Consider the following 16,534-nt stretch of genomic DNA (forward strand, 5'->3'; position numbering starts at 1 on the left):
CTTAATCCACTATTCGATATATCAGCTAACTTCGTAATTGGCTCAGTTAGCTAGAATTTGTATTATTGGCGTCTGTATTCTTCAGAGCACCTACGCCTCCAGAGGAATAGATCTTATTTTTTCTCTGTTCAAGTTCGTGTATATATCCCCTTGTGATTACGAATCTACTAAATAACTTTGAATTAGTATCTCTGTATGATACGCGATAGTCTGTCCAGGTTTCACGAAATATTAGAGTGCCAGAATCGAATGACAATCCTTCAGCACTAACATTGATCCCGCTATATGCCAAGTCTCTCTCGCGGAAATGATTTATTGTAACCCCAGTGAGCCAGTCAGTACGGATATCAGTCTCTCCAACGAATTCTGATGTCGCTTCTATTTGTTTGTATTCTGTTGTACTGAATTCGGATTGTGACTGGATTGGCCCCATAAGCGTAATACTGCTACTCGCGATAGGCCCTGCTACAATCAACCCTACAAGTAACACAATACTGGCCACTCGTAATGATGAGTGATTTGAACGGCTGAGCTGAATGAGTCCATAGACTCCACATCCAAGGAAAAACACGAAAGCAAGTAAAAACACTAATCGCAGTCGGTTTATCGACTTGATTGAAATAGGTGTTGGGAGAACTAACGGGGAGAGAATAGCCCCTGTGAGAATATAGGGAAGTGCATCACTCAGATCTCGATAACTGACTAATAGTACACACACCCCAATTACCAACACACTGACGAGAGATATGAAATATATGAATGGCGGATAAACAATCATATTTAGGACCCCCGATGAGAGAGATGCAGAACCTATCTCTGTGAGAGCGCTTCCTCCTGTTCCCCCATCAGAGAAAAAAAGAGACACCCTAGATCCAATTCCGAACAAGAGGAAAGTATATTCCGAAAGAGGGAATAAAAATCCAGAACCGGTAGTAGTCCACCTGGACAGTCCAATCAAAAATAGCAACGCAGCATACCCCCGACCCAAGATCCCAATATTGCGGTGATTGGGAATTTGCCAGAGCGTGACCTTCTCTGAAATAACAAGAAAAAAGAGGACAAATAGACTAACAAGGATTCCTAAATGATGAATATACATTGCAGAAACTATAGTGACAATCAGTAACGCTCCCCCAAGTATTGCTTTAAGACGGGAAGCAGATGAAAAATGGATCTCGTTTTGAATTCTTGCGGCAGTCAAAAATACCAGAATTAATATTACTACATATGCTTGAGGGAAAAGGTAATTCGCATACCAGTGGAATTGTCGTATAGCCAAGAATGCAAGCGCGACCGATACTCCGAATAGGCGACTCTGAGATAGGCGATTAGCTAATGTGTACACAAGCAAGAGACCGACAGTATAAATGATAGCTCCTGTTAGTTCAAGAGCAGAGTATCCACTTATCCCCAGTATATGCCCAACGGTTGCTATTTCAAAAAAATACCCGGGATATTGTTGATATAACACGAGATACTGGCCTGTAGTGCCAGTTTCCATTACCCTCTGAATATTCGGCGTGTGGACAAGCAGATCACCATTTCCGAAAAAATATCCGGTATTCAGAAATCGAGTAAGTGGATTCACAATGAAGAGTGCCATAAGTTGTGGAATGACCCAAGCAATTGGAGCATCCTTAACGACCTGAATTACGACTAAAAGGGAACAAATCGGTAGCAGGGTTAGCAGTAGAACTGATCGAGATGATCCAAATGTACTCCCGACAATGGTACCTGACACAAGTATATAAACTAGTTTTGGGAACTGCTTCGAGACATCAGCCTCGGCAACGCTTGTTAGTGACTCCTTCTTGACTGAGTAAGCCCAAGAGAATGCAGTCCCGATAACTATTCCAGAAACAGTATATGAGCCATTGATTGCCAAGCTTGGGGAGCTGCGGCTAAGTGTGTAGAGTCCTACCGCACCAATCACAGCGAGAGAGGATGCGAATAAAAGAAAAACATCCGTTCGTCTGTCCCAAAGCTTCCACCACATAGAACCCTTCTTGGTTACAGTTCACTTTAAGTCTATGGAAGAGCTATTTGACGGGGTATCATTGCTCGCCAGACAGTGGGAGTGCCATGTAAGTTCAGACATGGAATAGCCAGCAAAATTGACTAAGAGGCCGTGATATTCCGTGACGGCCAATACATTCGTATCCGAACGCATAAATAATAAATATATTTTACACAGTTATCCTGCCCTAAATTTACTAAATATAGATACGGGCCTCAAGAACCTCTCACACGCCGTTTACAATTTATTTGTACAAATTCCTATTTGACTTTTTGTAAATACTCAAGAACCGTATTAGAGAGCACCTCCCAGATGTATTGTTCACGTACTAGGTCCTGACCACTACTACCGACTTTCTTAAGATCATCTTCATCTAAGTGGCGTATTAAATAATAAAAACTTTCCAAATCTCTGACAAAGGCAGTTTCACCATCGGTTAAATCAAAACCTCTCGCACCAAATGAAGTAGTGATCGTGGGAAGTGACTGTGCCATATAGTCAACTATTTTAATGTTTGAACCTGCTCCTTCGGTGATCGGGTTTAATGCTATATCTCCGACATCGTATATCTCTTCGATATCTTCTATAAATCCTGTGAGGGTTAGTGTTGAGTATTCTTCTTCGAAATAATCACAGACAGTCCCGGCAACAAGGAAATGAATGGCGTCACCTTCTCGCTCAGCATGTTCTGCGAATTGAAGTAGTTTTTCGACCGCAGTTATATTTGGACCATAATCACTTCCAACAAAAACTGCTACTCGTTGATTTGCCTCAATTCCATAGCGCTCCCTGACAGTCCTATTTTCACATTCGATGTTGCGCTCACGTAGATTCGCCTTCGAGGTCCCATTAGGTATAATCCACATTGGAGAAGATGGAGAGAAGAGCTCATCATACCGTTGTTTATCTGCCTCTGAAACACAAATAGTAGCATCTGATTGCTCAACAGCGATTTTTTCATTTTCATACAACTCATTATAAAAGTATCTCTTCACAGACGAATCTGAAAGTGTCCTCCACCGATCTACCTCTACGTTATGACTCGAATAAATAACGGGTGTGTTATTAGCCAGACGAATAACAGGGGGAACTAAATGTGGCCCCTGTACTAATATAACGTCTGCCCAACGAACTAATGATTGTAACTGGCGTGTCGGGCTATATTTCAGGACCTGATTCACCAACGTCCCTGGAACATTTAGAAGAGTAGACGGGATACTGGGGAGGTCGTATAATGGATTTGCTGGACGGATCTCTTTATACTTATTATTAATCTTTACCTCATATTCAATTTCTGGTAGTTCATGGTTGCTCAGCGGGCCACCAACACAGTATCGGATAGTTTGATGTTCTCCTTCTTGGAATGCGAGAGTTAAACCGTGTGATCGGTGTTCACCACCCTGTGTCGGCGGATAAATTTTCGTTTGGGTGATTTGTAATAGATTCATTTATGGATATGGTCCACGACCTTTAGTTTCCTGGATGCCATCAGCAACTCCTCGTAGAAGGGGTACTACTGCCTCAAATTCTTTATTATAGAACCTTCGAAGAGTTCCGTAGAGTATACTCATAACGTAATATATCCAGAAACCGGATCCAGATTGATCAGAATAGGTTCTGGCCAAATGTATTCTGTTTCTAAAATTATAGTATGTCGGTAAGGCACTAAGATCGCTACCAGAACTAGCTGAGCCGATGTGTGTGATGGTGGTAGTAGTTGAGGTGGCTAATCTGTACCCTTTTCGTCTGGTTTTTATACAGAAGTCCACGTCTTCGTAATACATAAAGTAGTCTTCTGGTAGGAGGCCTATCTGTTCAAAGACCTCTGAACGAATTAGGGCTGCACACATCGGTATGTATTCATTTGAAATGAGCTGTGATTCAGCAGAATTGTTGTCGGGTACCTGATGATCAACATCACATTTCCTCCAATTGATGGCACCCTGTAGAAACCAGAGTTCTTCGTTCTCCGTTTGGATACGAGGTGATAGAATTCCAATATCGGAATCATATTCTAAAATAGGAACTAACCCCTCAAGGGTTTTCTTTGGAAGAATAGAATCGTTATTTAATATCCAGACGTAATCTGGTGATTCCTCCATAGCGGCCCGAATCCCATAATTCATACCTCCAGCAAACCCGAGATTCTCCTTCGTATATATAACAGTAATGTCAAAAAAATCTCCATTTAATTGTTCCCCAGATCCATCGGTAGAAGCGTTATCAACGAGAATTATGTCCAAGTTGGAGTAGTCTTGGTCTATTAGAGATTCTAAACAGCGGGACGAGTCCTCGTAATTGTTCCAGTTCAAAACAACGGCAACCACATGAGGATCGTCAGTCATAGGAATATCCGCAACTGGAAGCATTTTGAATAAGTTAATTAGGGGAGGGACTACAGTTATAGCCAACGATATGAGTGACACAACTCCTGAGGAGGAGAAATTAAAAATATTACTCATCCAATTGAGTGGAACACCGATCTATCCTGCTGAAATTGCGCGATCTCTTCACGATCTTGGTCATGAGGTTAGTGTGATTGTATCTGAAAGAAATATCCAAGATAATCCCTTTGTGGACGGAGTTAATGTTCATAGAGTTGGAATTAGCTCAAATCTTGTGACGATTCTTCGTAGCCTGAACCCAATCACATATTATCGACTACTCAGGAAAATCCAGACTATCGACCCTGATATTATTCATATCACTCAAGGATTCTTTTGGTTGAATCCGGTAATCCCGTTTCTTTCCTCGTATCCTATCGTATATACGGATCACGAACCAGAGGAAACGAATGATGTTACTTTTTACGACCGTACTCGGATATATTCCTATTCGAAATATCACTTTCGTTCAGCTGCTGATAAGATTCTTGTCCACGGAGAATATTTGAAGGAGGTACTCGAAAATAAAGATGTTTCAAAAAACAAGATTGCAGTGCTCAAACACGGTGTGTATGAACATTACCGTAATGTAGATACCGGTGTTAGATTTGACGATCCTAATAAGAAAAACATACTCTTCTTCGGTCTTATTGCAGATTATAAGGGAATCGATGTTCTCGGCGATGCTATTCCCAAGATTCAGTCTGAATGCCCAGAAGCGACTGTAACCTTAGCTGGGAAAGGTGACATTTCAAAATACCTGCCAGCGGATATTGCAAACTCCGAATTTGTTCAGATCTATAACGAATTCATTCCCGACGAGAAAGTTGGAAAATTCTTCCGGAATGCAGATGTCGTAGTTCTACCGTATAAGAGCGGTTCTCAAAGTGGTGTACTCACTATCTCGTATGAATATCGAACACCTGTTGTTGTTACTAATGTCGGGAGTTTACCTGAGGCAGTTACTGAAGGGGAGACTGGGTATATTGTTCCATCAAACGACCCTGATTCTCTGAGCGAAGCAATAATTGGTATCATCAGTTCAGAAGAAACTAGTCAACATATGGAGGATATAATAGATGAGAAAGTCCAAACCGAGTTATCTTGGAACGTGATTTGTAAGCAATTAGTTAGTATATATCAGTCAGCTCTTGAGCATTAGAGGGATACATCGAAAGATACTGCTCCGCAACGGATTCCCAGCTGAATAGCTCCATAGCCAGTTCTCGACTTTTCTCACCCATTTGCCGGCGTTGGTCTTCAGCATCAATTAATATCTGGATTTTGTCCGCAAGTCCGGACGCATCTCCAGGTTCAACAAGATAACCGTTTTCTTCTTCGTAGACCTGTTCGGGGATTCCAGATACGTTTGTGGCCACAATTGGACTTTGAGAAGCCATCGCTTCAGTGATGACCATCCCCCATCCTTCTTCGTGTGAAGGAAGTGCGAAGATATCACAGGATGCATACAATGCTTTTAGTTCTTTAAGACTGACAAATCCCGGAAAATGGATCACTGTCATTAAATTCTCTGCACGCTCGGCTAACTCAGCCGCAAACTCCTTTTCAATCTCTTGGTTTCCGGCGAATACGAAGCTGAACTCTCCAATAGTACCATCTTCTTCGAGAGTGTTGATAGCATCAAGGAGAATATCAGGGCCCTTGCGTGGGGTGATTGTTCCTACGAAAAGAACAAACGGTGTCTCAATACCGAATTCAGATTTCAAATCAACAAGATCGGTGTTCTCAGGGGTATATTCAGTAACGTCTACACCGTTCGGGATAACTTCAATATCCTTTAAAGGGAGTTCTTCCGCCAGTCGCTCATTCAGAACATTAGAGGTTGCCGTACGCCGCATCAAGTGTAAGTCCGGAGAAAAAACCGAAAGAAAGTGCGAGACAAATCCTTCCTTGGAGAGTCCGAAACGCACGTCTTCTTCGCCAACGTGGGCAGTATATACCGCCCTATTTCTGATTGTAGGATAAATGTGTATGAGAATGTTCGCAACGAACGGGACGTGAAAGTGAACGATATCGTAATCCGTCTGCCTGAAGTGTCTCCGAAGCTTTAGCGCAAGTTCAAATCGATCAAAGAGCATCGTCAGGATTCCAGTGGGACTCTTTATCTGCTTGTAGGGGATCTCCTCACCCTCAATATCAGACCCAATGGAGAGCGGAAACCGGGTGAACTGAACTCCATCTTGTTTCTCCTGTTGCGGTAGCCCGGACCATTGTCGTTCAAGTACAGTAATGTCATGTCCGAGTTCTGCCTGTATTGTTGCAAGGTTATAAATCACCTTTGCGACAGAACCCTTCTCTGGACTAACGCGGTAGTGTTCGTCGTAGACGTGAGCGATCTTCATTCAAGGATACCTCCGAAGTAGCACTGAACGCCACTGCTCATCGTCCTAGCGAGCCGATCAGACATCAGTAGTTACCTGACTGTATACGTCTATCACTTTTTCCGTCCGCTGCTCCCACGTGAGGTTTTCAGTAATGTATTCACGGGCATTCTTTGCCAGTCTGACTCGTAACTCGGCGTCATCAAACAGTTCGATAACTGCCTGTGCCACTTCGTCTGGATTGTCCGGCTCCAGAAGAACGCCTGTTTCGTGATCGGTGACAACCTCAGGAACGCCGGCGATTGCCGTGACGACAGGTGGGATACCGGACGCCATTGCCTCAAGCATTGTAAGGGGTAGTCCCTCGGAGTAGGAGGGCCGACAAAACACGCTTGCACGATCATACATCTCAGAGATGTCATCAACGTAATCGTAGATCGTCACTGAATCAGAGAGACCAGAGGAATGAATTGTTTTCTGAACTTCCTCTCCCAAGGGACCACTTCCGACAAGATGGACCTCCGCATCCGGATGGGAGTCTAGGATCGATGGAAGTGCGGTCAGTAGATCCTGGATTCCATTGTTATGGACAAATCGGCCAATATACAAGAGTGACTTCCCGTTTTTTGGATTCGGTGAAAATTCGTCAACGTCAACTGTGTTCCGAACTACTGCCGTTCGCTTCGCCCCGAGTGATTGCGCAATCGACTCGGCGGAGGCACTGACACATATCACCTGTTCGCTCCGAGAGATCACGAACCGACTTATTGTCTGTTCGAACGTCTTCGCTGCGGCACCACCGAGGCCGGATATCATTCCAATATCACTGAGATGAAACGTAGTCACCAGTTTGTAATCTGCACGAATTGAGTAGAGCGCGGCAACTACTGATGTATAAAAGAATCGGTTATGGGCGTGTACAATATCTGGCTGAAACTCTCGAAGAACCCTTCTGAATTCTCGTAAGGCAGAAACCGAGAACATACTCTGTAATCCGATAATGTTAGTAAGATCTAGGGCCGAAGCAGTGTAGACTGATATTTCGGGAACATCCTGCAATTCAAAATCTCGGGCATCGTCGTCTAACGTGAAGATACCAACTTTGAAACCTTCATCAACGAGATGAAGGGCTAATTTCTGTACTACCTGTTCAACGCCCCCATCACTCGGCGGTAAATAATCCGAAGTGAGAAGTATTCGGTTCTCTGCCCGGTTGTTCATAGAGCCCAGTAGATGGTCTCCCCATAAAGTAGTAACTTATCCTGATATTCTAAACCTAATAGATCTAATTTACTTCAGATGCGTTCAACCCAATTCGTGAAAACATCCCGATTCAATAACCTGAAATGATTGGAACGGATTACGCCACTTCTCAGGTGGAGATCAAGAATGCAGGTACCGAGGACAGGTCGAAGGGCGGCACACCACTAATGGGCTGGTACTGGGCAGGTTTGGAGCCACTCTCGTGGCTTCGGCTGAAGAATTCACACAGGCTGCTGGAGAGAAACTCCGCGAGTTTACCAGTGTCTGCTAAATTGAACCGGTGTTCGCGTGCTGTATAGATGGTATCCATTGTACCACCAATATCAACTTCTGTAGAAGAAACGGACTTTGATCATAGTATCATTCGACTCTATTGAAATCCTAAAGCGGTGACATACTGCAACACACGTCTCATCTGAGCATTGGAAGTGGTTATAAACGGGTATATCAGTCCCATGGCGGAAATCTGGTCACACAAGGACGTCGTGATGGTCATGACGGGAGGCAGTGGTAGGGAGGCGTGCTGGGACGCCGTCGGTGGGGTGTTCGAAGGATTTGTGGAAGAATTAACGAGTGGCACGATTACTCGCACGGACCAGCTCAACCGTGTCACTGGCGACCCCGCATACGAACTTCCCAACAAGTCGGAGTTAGCGACCTTTGCGATTGAACAAATCCCTCATGAGGACCGGGCGATCAAAGTCTACCGAAAGGAGAACGGCGAGTGGAAACACGTCCACTTCCACCTTGATTTCAACTCCGGGTTTTCGAGAAAATGGTGAGCATAGGTTGCCTGAGAAACCGAAGAACGTCTGGCCTCCCGGTTCGACGACCATTTCACCCTCCCGAATCGATATCCTATATCCACCTTTGAGTCCTGAAGAATCTTTACAATAGGTGGCGACCGTGCTGAAGACACCTCCATATGCAGCACCACATTCCTCTCATAACCCCGACCAATCGCTCTCTTCGCGTGAAATGTAGCTTGCGGTTCAGATGAGCGGGATGGTACATGATGTTGTACCTTTCTCCGGTGGCGTGAATTTGCTTGGGCGTCCGTGGTTGTCCTTCTTCGAGGATTGTACAAAGTTGGTCCTATTGATCAAACGTGATATCCGGCGGCCGCCGTCGAAGCGTGGCCGAATCTGTCAATTCCGATGGGCCGGCTTGCTTGCGCGTGTTATCTTGATAGAGATTCTTGATATAACACAGTCGCCTGACTAGAACGGGTCTCGTCCTCCGATTGTGCATCCGCAATCGCTTCATTAAGTTCTGGTTCCGACAAATGCCGCAGCAATAGGCCCTTTCTTCAACGAGAAAGAGACACTTCCAGAGGACTCAACTCTTTCGCAGACCACACAGGGTGGCGCTCATCGGGCGGTTTTGAGCTCGCATGAGGACTCCTCTCGCGTGAAGATATCCCTGTCCGATGGATGGTGAAGGCATACAAACCGGCTCACTACTTACGGTTTCATCCAATCTTCCGTCGCCAACCAATATAAGAACCTGACAAATATTTATACTCGAAAACGTGGGAAGCCCAGTTAGCAGGCTCCATTGGTCCATCTTGGTCGGGCGAAAAAACCATCCAATATGCAACAGGTGAGTGGGTGGAACCTGAACCCACACGTGCACGGTCGGCTGAACAGTTAGTTCGTTGTGAAGTTTGCGAACTCGGCGGTACAGTTCGTTCCGGTGTTATGAGAGGTGGTGAACAGACCAACATCCTGACTGCTGTTCGCGTCAGTGATGGAAACGGAGTCGATTGTGGTCCAAGTTGAGCCGCCATCGGTGGAGTATTCACCAATGTATTCTGAACCAGACTTAGTTAGGCGGAGGTCGCAGGGATAGTTCGTTGAGTCGACATTGGTATTACTGTTGACGAACCCGTCGCCGTTGCTGTCCCACTGGAAGGCAAAGCCGTTCTCAGGGCTAATAGCCACGATGACGTCACCGGCGGAGCTCCCGGCGGTTGTAATATCGTTGGCGATCATAATGCCCGATTTGGCCCACGGATGGGTGTTCTCTTGACTTTCTATCGTGGTCCGAGCGACGACATCCCCGGAAACATCGTCTTTGTAGAGCGCGCCGTACTCGTCGGCGGACTCCCAGACGTCAGCCCCAGCTGCACTGATCGTGTAATCGCCTCCACTCCCGACAAAAGAAGCGTCGCCTGCTGCCGTCGTGTCCACCGACGCCAGATCGACGGAAGGAGGTGCTTCAGTCGTGAAGTTTGCAAAGTCGGCGGTACAGTTCGTTCCGGTGTTATGAGAGGTGGTGAACAGACCAACATCCTGACTGCTGTTCGCGTCAGTGATGGAAACAGAGTCGATTGTGGTCCAAGTTGAGCCGCCATCGGTGGAGTATTCACCAAGGTATCCTGAACCAGACTTAGTTAGGCGGAGGTCGCAGGGATAGTTCGTCGAATCGGTGTCGGTGCTCCTGTTGACGAACCCGTCGCCGTTGCTGTCCCACTGGAAGGCAAAGCCGTTCTCAGGGCTAATAGCCACGATGACGTCACCGGCGGAGCTCCCGGCGGTTGTAATATCGTTGGCGATCATAATGCCCGATTTGGCCCACGGATGGGTGTTCTCTTGACTTTCTATCGTGGTCCGAGCGACGACATCACCGGAGACATCGTCTTTGTAGAGTGCACCGTACTCGTCGGCGGACTCCCAGACGTCAGCCCCAGCTGCACTGATCGTGTAATCGCCACTTTCTCCCGAAAAGAAAGCGTCACCCGTTGCTGTCGTGTCTACCGACGGGAGATCGACAGAAGTAGGTGCTTCGGTCGTGAAGTTTGCGAACTCGGCGGTACAGTTGGTCCCAGTGTTATGAGAGGTGGTGACCAGACCAACGTCCTGACTGCTGTTCGCGTCACTGATGGAGACGGAGTCGATTGTGGTCCAAGTTGAGCCGCCATCGGTGGAGTATTCACCAATGTATCCTGAACCAGACTTAGTTAGGCGGAGGTCGCAGGGATAGTTCGTTGAGTCGACATTGGTGTTACTGTTGACGAACCCGTCGCCGTTGCCGTCCCACTGGAAGGCAAAGCCATTCTCGGGGGTAACAGCCACGATGACGTCACCGGCGGAGCTCCCAGCGGTTGTAAGATCGTTGGCGATCATGATACCAGACTTGGCCCACGGATGGGTGTTCTCTTGACTTTCTATCGTGGTCCGAGCGACGACATCCCCGGAAACATCGTCTTTGTAGAGCGCGCCGTACTCGTCGGCGGACTCCCAGACGTCAGCCCCAGCTGCACTGATCGTGTAATCGCCTCCACTCCCGGCAAAAGAAGCGTCGCCTGCTGCCGTTGTGTCCACCGACGGAAGGTCAAGCGTGCTGAAGATGTGTGATTCGTAGGGGTTGCCGGCCGTGTCCAGCTCCCGGACTTCGAGCTGGGAACTCGTCAGCGTCAGCGAATAGAACTGGTTCTGCTCGGCGATGTAGTCGGTGAACCACTCCTTGTCGTACGAGCGGTTCGCGCGATATCCCGTGCCGAACTGCATGACTCGCTCGGCGCCGCTCGTATCTTCCACGAGGTATCCGTCCACCCCGCTGTCGAGCGGGATGTAGTCACCCGAGGAGGGCTCCGTATCGACGACCGTGTAGGGCACCGTGTACTCACGGAGGTGGATGTGTCCAGCGAAGTGACACAGGACCGAATCGTCCTCCCACAGCGTCCGCAGCCACTCGTCGCGGAGTCGCCTCTGCAAGTCGTCGTCCTCCGGAACGCGCCGGTTCCCGCCCGATAACAGCGGGCTGTGGTGGAACGGAATCGTACAGAGCACGCTCCCGTCGATGGCACCCCCCAGCCAGGCGCCCACGTCCTCGGGATACGCCGAGTGTGTGTCCAGAGCGAGCAGTTGCAGGTAGTCGCCGACCGTCACCTGGCCGTAGTTCTCGCCGACCGGGTCGAGGAACCTCGGGTTCCCGTAGAAGAACTGGAAGACGCCTTGTTCGGGGTTCACGGTGCCCGTCCCGTCCCAGCTGTGGTTGCCGACCTCGTGGTTGCCGGGTATCGGAAGGACAGGGTGGAGCCGGCTCTCGTTGAGTGTCCCGTACCACTCCCTGAACAGGTCGAGCCACCAGTCGACGACCTCCTCGTCGGACCGGTTGCTCGTCGACCCGTCGCCCCACGTGATGTAGTCGCCGCCGAAGAGAACAAGATCGGGGTCCTCCTCGCGAACGGGAATCATGTCGGAGGGATCGCCCATTCCGTCGCCGTTGTCGATGTGGATGTCGGAGTAGAGCGCGATGTCGAGTCCGCCGTCGGGTAGTGTGGCGGGCAGCGTCCGCCACTCGACCGACTCGAGGGTCGTCCCGCCATCGCGGATGTCACCATAGTAGGTCGTCCCGTCGCTCAACCCCGAGAGGTCGACCACGTACCGATAGATACCGTTCTTCTCGGGAACGGCGGTCCCGGTCACCGTCTCCTGCTGGGAGAGGTCGCTCGAATCGGTCCCGTACGCGAACGTCTGCTCGCCGCCGTCCGCGCCGGTACGTTCGTCGATCCAGTAAATCAGCGACTGGCTCGTCGGATCGGAGGCGAGGTTGTAGTACGGGGAGACGAAGTCGGACGTCGCGCCGCTGCTTCCGGTGGTGAACGCCGCAATGCCTCCGGTGTCGGTGTCGCCGTCGCTGGCTTGGGCGACCGCTCTGAACTCGTAGTCGGTGCCGGTTTCAAGCCCGGTTAGTTCCTCGCTAAACGTGCCAGTCGCGGACAAGGTCTGTTGCGTCGTCGCGTTCGAGAGATTGCCGCTCGGACCCCATTCGAAGTAAACGTCGGCCGAAGTGGCCCCGCCGAGGTCGTTCAGGGTTCCGTTCAGCGTTGCACTCGTCTCGCCCACGTTGGTTGCGTCCCCGGTCGTGACGGAGAGGGTCGTCCCACCCCCGTCGTCTACCTTCGCCAGCCCGTCAAACCATCGTTCGGCCCCGGAGTTCCCGTAGACGAGCCAACCGATCCCGCCCGTCGAGAACTCTCGGCCACCCGAGATTGACGCCTCGGTGTCGGTACCCGAAATCGAATTGAGCAGCGTGTCCTCACCAGAGGAGTTGTACTCGTAGATTTTGTAGGTGAACGCGTGGGCCGAGCCCGTGTCTTCGGTCTCCAGGCGGTGGCGCAGCCACCGCTCGTCTCGCGTCGTCGTGAAGTTCGTGTCGACAGCGAAGTACTCGGAGTTACCATTGACATAAATCCCGATTCGCATTCGGTCGTCGCGAAGCGAGTGATCGATCGAGTAGTGGTTGTCCCGGTTCGTCTCACTCTGGGGGAGGAAGTGAAGACGATCGCCCGACCCCGCCCGCGACCACGTGTACCACTCGACCGTGTCACCGATCGAAGGATAAGTGTCTAACCCACTCGTCGAGTTGATGAACGCACCGTTACTTTTTACCGAGTACAGTGACTGAGCACCTTCGAAGACAGTGTCAGTGACAACGTCGAACGCACCGATGTTGGACGAGTACACGTCGTCAAGCGTCGTCGTCCCGTCGTACCGCTCGAAGTCTTCGATGACCGAGGATGCCGCCTCGACACCAGTGGTACTCAGGAGCCCCCCGAACGCCGCTGTCAACGCGAGATAACTACGACGAGTGAAATTAAGGGCCAGTCGCTTGCGTGCGTGTTCCTTCTTATCTTTTTTCATTTTTGTCATGTAGTCTTCCTGATTAACAGTGTATCTTTCGACGTTTTTGTTGAAACCCTCCAATCGTTGATAGGCTTTAGTGGACAACCAAACGCAGAGCGCGTATCTTCGGGAGCACCGGTGCTGGTCACACTGAAATTAACTCTGAGCGTTTTGCCTGCTCTAACTGGCTGACTAGTGCTGATGATCTCAATGTCAAAGGACGGGTCCCCAGGTTGTTCGGGACCTTTGCTGACAGTGGATGCTGTTTGTCCGGTATCTGATGCATAATTAATAGGAATACTGCCAGCTACGATAGCCCCTGTGAGAACGACAATATCTGTCAGAAAAAGACGACCCTTCCAGTCAGTCATGACTCAGTTCTTGAGCCTCTTGCTTTCCTTGCTTGTTTAGAAGGGCTGGGGTGGCAAACGGATCTGCTTTTTTCTTGAGCCATGTGTTCTAAGCACTTGATAAAACATGCTGAACTCCAATTATTGTTATATGCTTGTTATTAAACCACTTGGGTAAGTAAGTAGTTATTATTTGACCCTTCTGCGGGCGATCGGCTAATCCCTTGTTCTCCCTCAATTTTCATAGTTCGCTCTTGTGAAGCACGTTGTTGATTTTCAGAGGACGGCAGTGAGAGCATGTTTGAGCGCTTCGTCACCTGGTTTTCTGTAAAGTTCGCGGCGGAGCTGAAAGGCTCTAAGATACGGCGTTAGCTTGTCTTTTGACACTCCTCAGTGGGGCGAGAGCCACCGTCGCATCAGCGACGCGTGGCTCTCGCAGGTGTTGACGTGGATGTCGCCATCAGCGTATTCTCCGTCGCCGTGGACAACGTATTTGCGGGTGAATGCGTCGTCTTCTTCGAGCGGTTCGTACGCTCGAAATCCGTCCGTATAGACGGTCAGCGACTCCTCGTCGTAGTCAGCAAGCAGGAGTCGAATGGTCGATTCGTCGGCGGATTTCGCTGGCACGACGTACCGATCGTCTGAGCCACGATCGACCAGCGTGAACACTGGCGGTTTGTCGCCGTCGTACGATCCTCGTCCACGCGTGGACAGGCCACGCGAGCGCGACTCCTGGTCGCGCTCGCGGCCTTTGAGGCCAGCAGACACGTACACTTCGTCGATTTCAACGGGTCCAGACAGCGTGATCGAAGGCGCGTCGAGCGCTTTGGCGAAGCGCTCGACGCGCCGCCTCACCGTTCTGTACGAAAGATTGAGTTCCGCCTCAATCTGCCGAATACTCGTATTAAACCGTAAGAATACGTAGATCGTAAAGTACCACTCTTTCAGTGAGAGCTTCGAGTGAGCAAAGATCGTGTCGGTCTTGTCGTTGAACGTTCGACCGCAATTCTTACACAAATACCGCTGATACACCCGATAGCTGCCGTTTCTGACCGTGAGGTCAGAACGGCAGCGAGGGCACTCAACGCCATCACGCCAGCGGATCTGTTGTAGCAGGTCCGCTGCAGCCGATTCCGACACGAACCGGCTTATTGGGAACATATCGGGCACCGCTGGCGCGGTGCCCTTGCCCTCTTCGACTTTCAGCCGCAGCTCTCTCTATCAACAATCTACTTCGAAAGAGCGTTCATAGTTTATATACCGACTGGATGAGTGATATCCCCAGATCGAATACGTGAGCGAGATCGGCTTGAGCGTCGGAAAGTGTGGTATCTTGACGACCACCGACTCGTCAGTCCCTGCTGAGAACTCCACACGGCGGACGCACTGACGCGTCTCTAATGGCTTTATTCCACTCATCTTACGTCTCGCTTTCTTCAGTTCAAACTCCACGTCCTCAGCAACAGCACGCTCAACACACACGGGAGTCCGAATGTAATGGGGCCGCAGCATCACCACGTCTTTGGTCGACTCGATGATTTCTCCGACGTGTCTCGATTCCGGTACGCAACACAACTCCAATGGCTGTTCTTCCAGCTTAGCCACGCCTATAGAATGGGGCGATTAGCCCCTGGTTGTTATCTGGGTCATATAGAGTGTTTTGCAATACGGATGCATCAAAAAGGGTTCGTCATTTCCCTCTGTGGATCAACTCATCGTCTACTCAAGACCAGTCTGGTGGGATTTCGTCGGCAGAGTTCTCTACGAGGTCGAGCAGTAGCTTGATTTCATTATAATCCAGTCCTTTCGATAACGCTCCGCTGTCCCGCTCCCATTCGATGTACCCTGCCTCCTCCAGCCTCAGAGGGTAGTTGTGAATGAGTTCCAGTCTGCCGTCATCTACGTAGTCCCTCTGTGAAGTTTATTAGACCCACCAGGTCGAGGATTTCACCACTAGCGGCCCCCTTCCGTGGGTATGGACGGGCGGCTGCGCAGTCGGTCAATGAGGACAGGAAGGGCAAATAAGCTATGATTCGCAGGAGAGTTATGCAATTCTTCGTCGGTGGGCTGGTCAGCTATCACGGGTTCGATGGGACGCCGCCTATCTCATGCTGTTATGTTTGTGGTTTCTGATACTTGTCATAGATAAACACCTGTATAGAGATATTAACGTTTAAACCGGTCAAACCAATTCCATAGTGTCTAAGCCCGACCCGCTCCGACGGTTACTCAAATTGATATTCTGAAGGAAATGAGGTTGGCCTACCCGCCAGTTCAAGTGTCAAAAGACCTTACTGAACGCTTAGGTCTCAGTAATACCGCTGTAAGCAGTAAACTACAAAAAAGTGAGTAGAGTCGGAACTCCTGCGGGTAGTTGAACCAAGGACGGCCCAGCTTGCATATAGAGGAAACCCGGCAGAAAAATCTGATCCGGCCGCTTCTGTTTTTCAAACTGCCTCAGACACGCTAAAGCGAAAACAACAGACGGTAGGGCAGGTCGTTCAGTCCTGCGTGGAATCAGATCTTCTGACCAATGTGAATGCTG

Annotated in this window: 9 protein-coding genes and 1 pseudogene; 2 read left to right on the top strand and 8 right to left on the bottom strand. The window is 49.4% G+C overall.

All coding sequences use genetic code 11. The features are described from left to right. Window positions 1–46: 46 nt before the first annotated feature. From KZ498_RS12005 to KZ498_RS12015, 3 genes are all read right to left on the bottom strand, one after another. A complete protein-coding gene (locus tag KZ498_RS12005; RefSeq protein WP_312619102.1) occupies window positions 47–1,933 on the bottom strand; it encodes a hypothetical protein in 1,887 nt (628 codons plus the stop codon). A gap of 344 nt (window positions 1,934–2,277) precedes the next feature. Next, window positions 2,278–3,465: a glycosyltransferase family 4 protein gene (locus KZ498_RS12010; protein WP_312619104.1), complete on the bottom strand. Its 1,188-nt coding sequence runs from the start codon at window positions 3,463–3,465 to the stop codon at window positions 2,278–2,280. Continuing rightward, window positions 3,466–4,362 (bottom strand): glycosyltransferase family 2 protein, encoded by an 897-nt coding sequence (locus KZ498_RS12015; protein ID WP_312619106.1) that lies wholly within the window; start codon window positions 4,360–4,362, stop codon window positions 3,466–3,468. Window positions 4,363–4,432: 70 nt separating this feature from the next. Here KZ498_RS12015 and KZ498_RS12020 point away from each other — a divergent pair, with 70 nt between their 5' ends. Continuing rightward, window positions 4,433–5,563 (top strand): glycosyltransferase family 4 protein, encoded by a 1,131-nt coding sequence (locus tag KZ498_RS12020; protein WP_312619108.1) that lies wholly within the window; start codon window positions 4,433–4,435, stop codon window positions 5,561–5,563. Here KZ498_RS12020 and KZ498_RS12025 read toward each other — a convergent pair. Both KZ498_RS12025 and KZ498_RS12030 read right to left on the bottom strand, forming a co-directional pair. Then, window positions 5,532–6,764 (bottom strand): glycosyltransferase family 4 protein, encoded by a 1,233-nt coding sequence (locus KZ498_RS12025; RefSeq protein ID WP_312619110.1) that lies wholly within the window; start codon window positions 6,762–6,764, stop codon window positions 5,532–5,534. The genes KZ498_RS12020 and KZ498_RS12025 overlap by 32 nt on opposite strands. A gap of 57 nt (window positions 6,765–6,821) precedes the next feature. Beyond that, on the bottom strand, window positions 6,822–7,964 hold the full coding sequence (locus tag KZ498_RS12030) for a glycosyltransferase family 4 protein (RefSeq protein ID WP_312619112.1): 1,143 nt from the start codon (window positions 7,962–7,964) through the stop codon (window positions 6,822–6,824). 497 nt (window positions 7,965–8,461) lie between these two features. On the opposite strand from KZ498_RS12030, the gene KZ498_RS12035 reads away from it, so the two are divergent. Next, complete coding sequence (locus KZ498_RS12035) at window positions 8,462–8,788, top strand: DUF4440 domain-containing protein (RefSeq protein WP_396276121.1); 327 nt, start codon at window positions 8,462–8,464, stop codon at window positions 8,786–8,788. A gap of 867 nt (window positions 8,789–9,655) precedes the next feature. Here KZ498_RS12035 and KZ498_RS12040 read toward each other — a convergent pair. The 3 genes and pseudogenes from KZ498_RS12040 to KZ498_RS12050 all read right to left on the bottom strand — a co-directional run bounded on the left by KZ498_RS12040 (window position 9,656) and on the right by KZ498_RS12050 (window position 15,150). After that, window positions 9,656–13,657 (bottom strand): metallophosphoesterase, encoded by a 4,002-nt coding sequence (locus tag KZ498_RS12040; protein WP_312619114.1) that lies wholly within the window; start codon window positions 13,655–13,657, stop codon window positions 9,656–9,658. A 5-nt stretch (window positions 13,658–13,662) separates the two neighbouring features. Beyond that, entirely contained in the window at window positions 13,663–14,010 is a 348-nt protein-coding gene (locus tag KZ498_RS12045; RefSeq protein WP_312619116.1) for a hypothetical protein, read from the bottom strand. A gap of 255 nt (window positions 14,011–14,265) precedes the next feature. Beyond that, a pseudogene (locus KZ498_RS12050) lies at window positions 14,266–15,150 on the bottom strand (IS1595 family transposase). Window positions 15,151–16,534: the final 1,384 nt, after the last annotated feature.

The sequence above is a fragment of the Haloarcula sp. 1CSR25-25 genome, from assembly GCF_032027985.1.
In the GTDB taxonomy this organism is placed as follows: domain Archaea; phylum Halobacteriota; class Halobacteria; order Halobacteriales; family Haloarculaceae; genus Haloarcula.

What these genes read in the sequence shown, in the direction of transcription:
- KZ498_RS12010 (WP_312619104.1), bottom strand. Translation starts at nt 3,465, where the DNA reads ATGAATCTATTACAAATCACCCAAACGAAAATTTATCCGCCGACACAG.
- KZ498_RS12015 (WP_312619106.1), bottom strand. Translation starts at nt 4,362, where the DNA reads ATGACTGACGATCCTCATGTGGTTGCCGTTGTTTTGAACTGGAACAAT.
- KZ498_RS12020 (WP_312619108.1), top strand. Translation starts at nt 4,433, where the DNA reads ATGAGTGACACAACTCCTGAGGAGGAGAAATTAAAAATATTACTCATC.
- KZ498_RS12025 (WP_312619110.1), bottom strand. Translation starts at nt 6,764, where the DNA reads ATGAAGATCGCTCACGTCTACGACGAACACTACCGCGTTAGTCCAGAG.
- KZ498_RS12030 (WP_312619112.1), bottom strand. Translation starts at nt 7,964, where the DNA reads ATGAACAACCGGGCAGAGAACCGAATACTTCTCACTTCGGATTATTTA.
- KZ498_RS12035 (WP_396276121.1), top strand. Translation starts at nt 8,462, where the DNA reads ATGGCGGAAATCTGGTCACACAAGGACGTCGTGATGGTCATGACGGGA.
- KZ498_RS12040 (WP_312619114.1), bottom strand. Translation starts at nt 13,657, where the DNA reads ATGAAAAAAGATAAGAAGGAACACGCACGCAAGCGACTGGCCCTTAAT.
- KZ498_RS12045 (WP_312619116.1), bottom strand. Translation starts at nt 14,010, where the DNA reads ATGACTGACTGGAAGGGTCGTCTTTTTCTGACAGATATTGTCGTTCTC.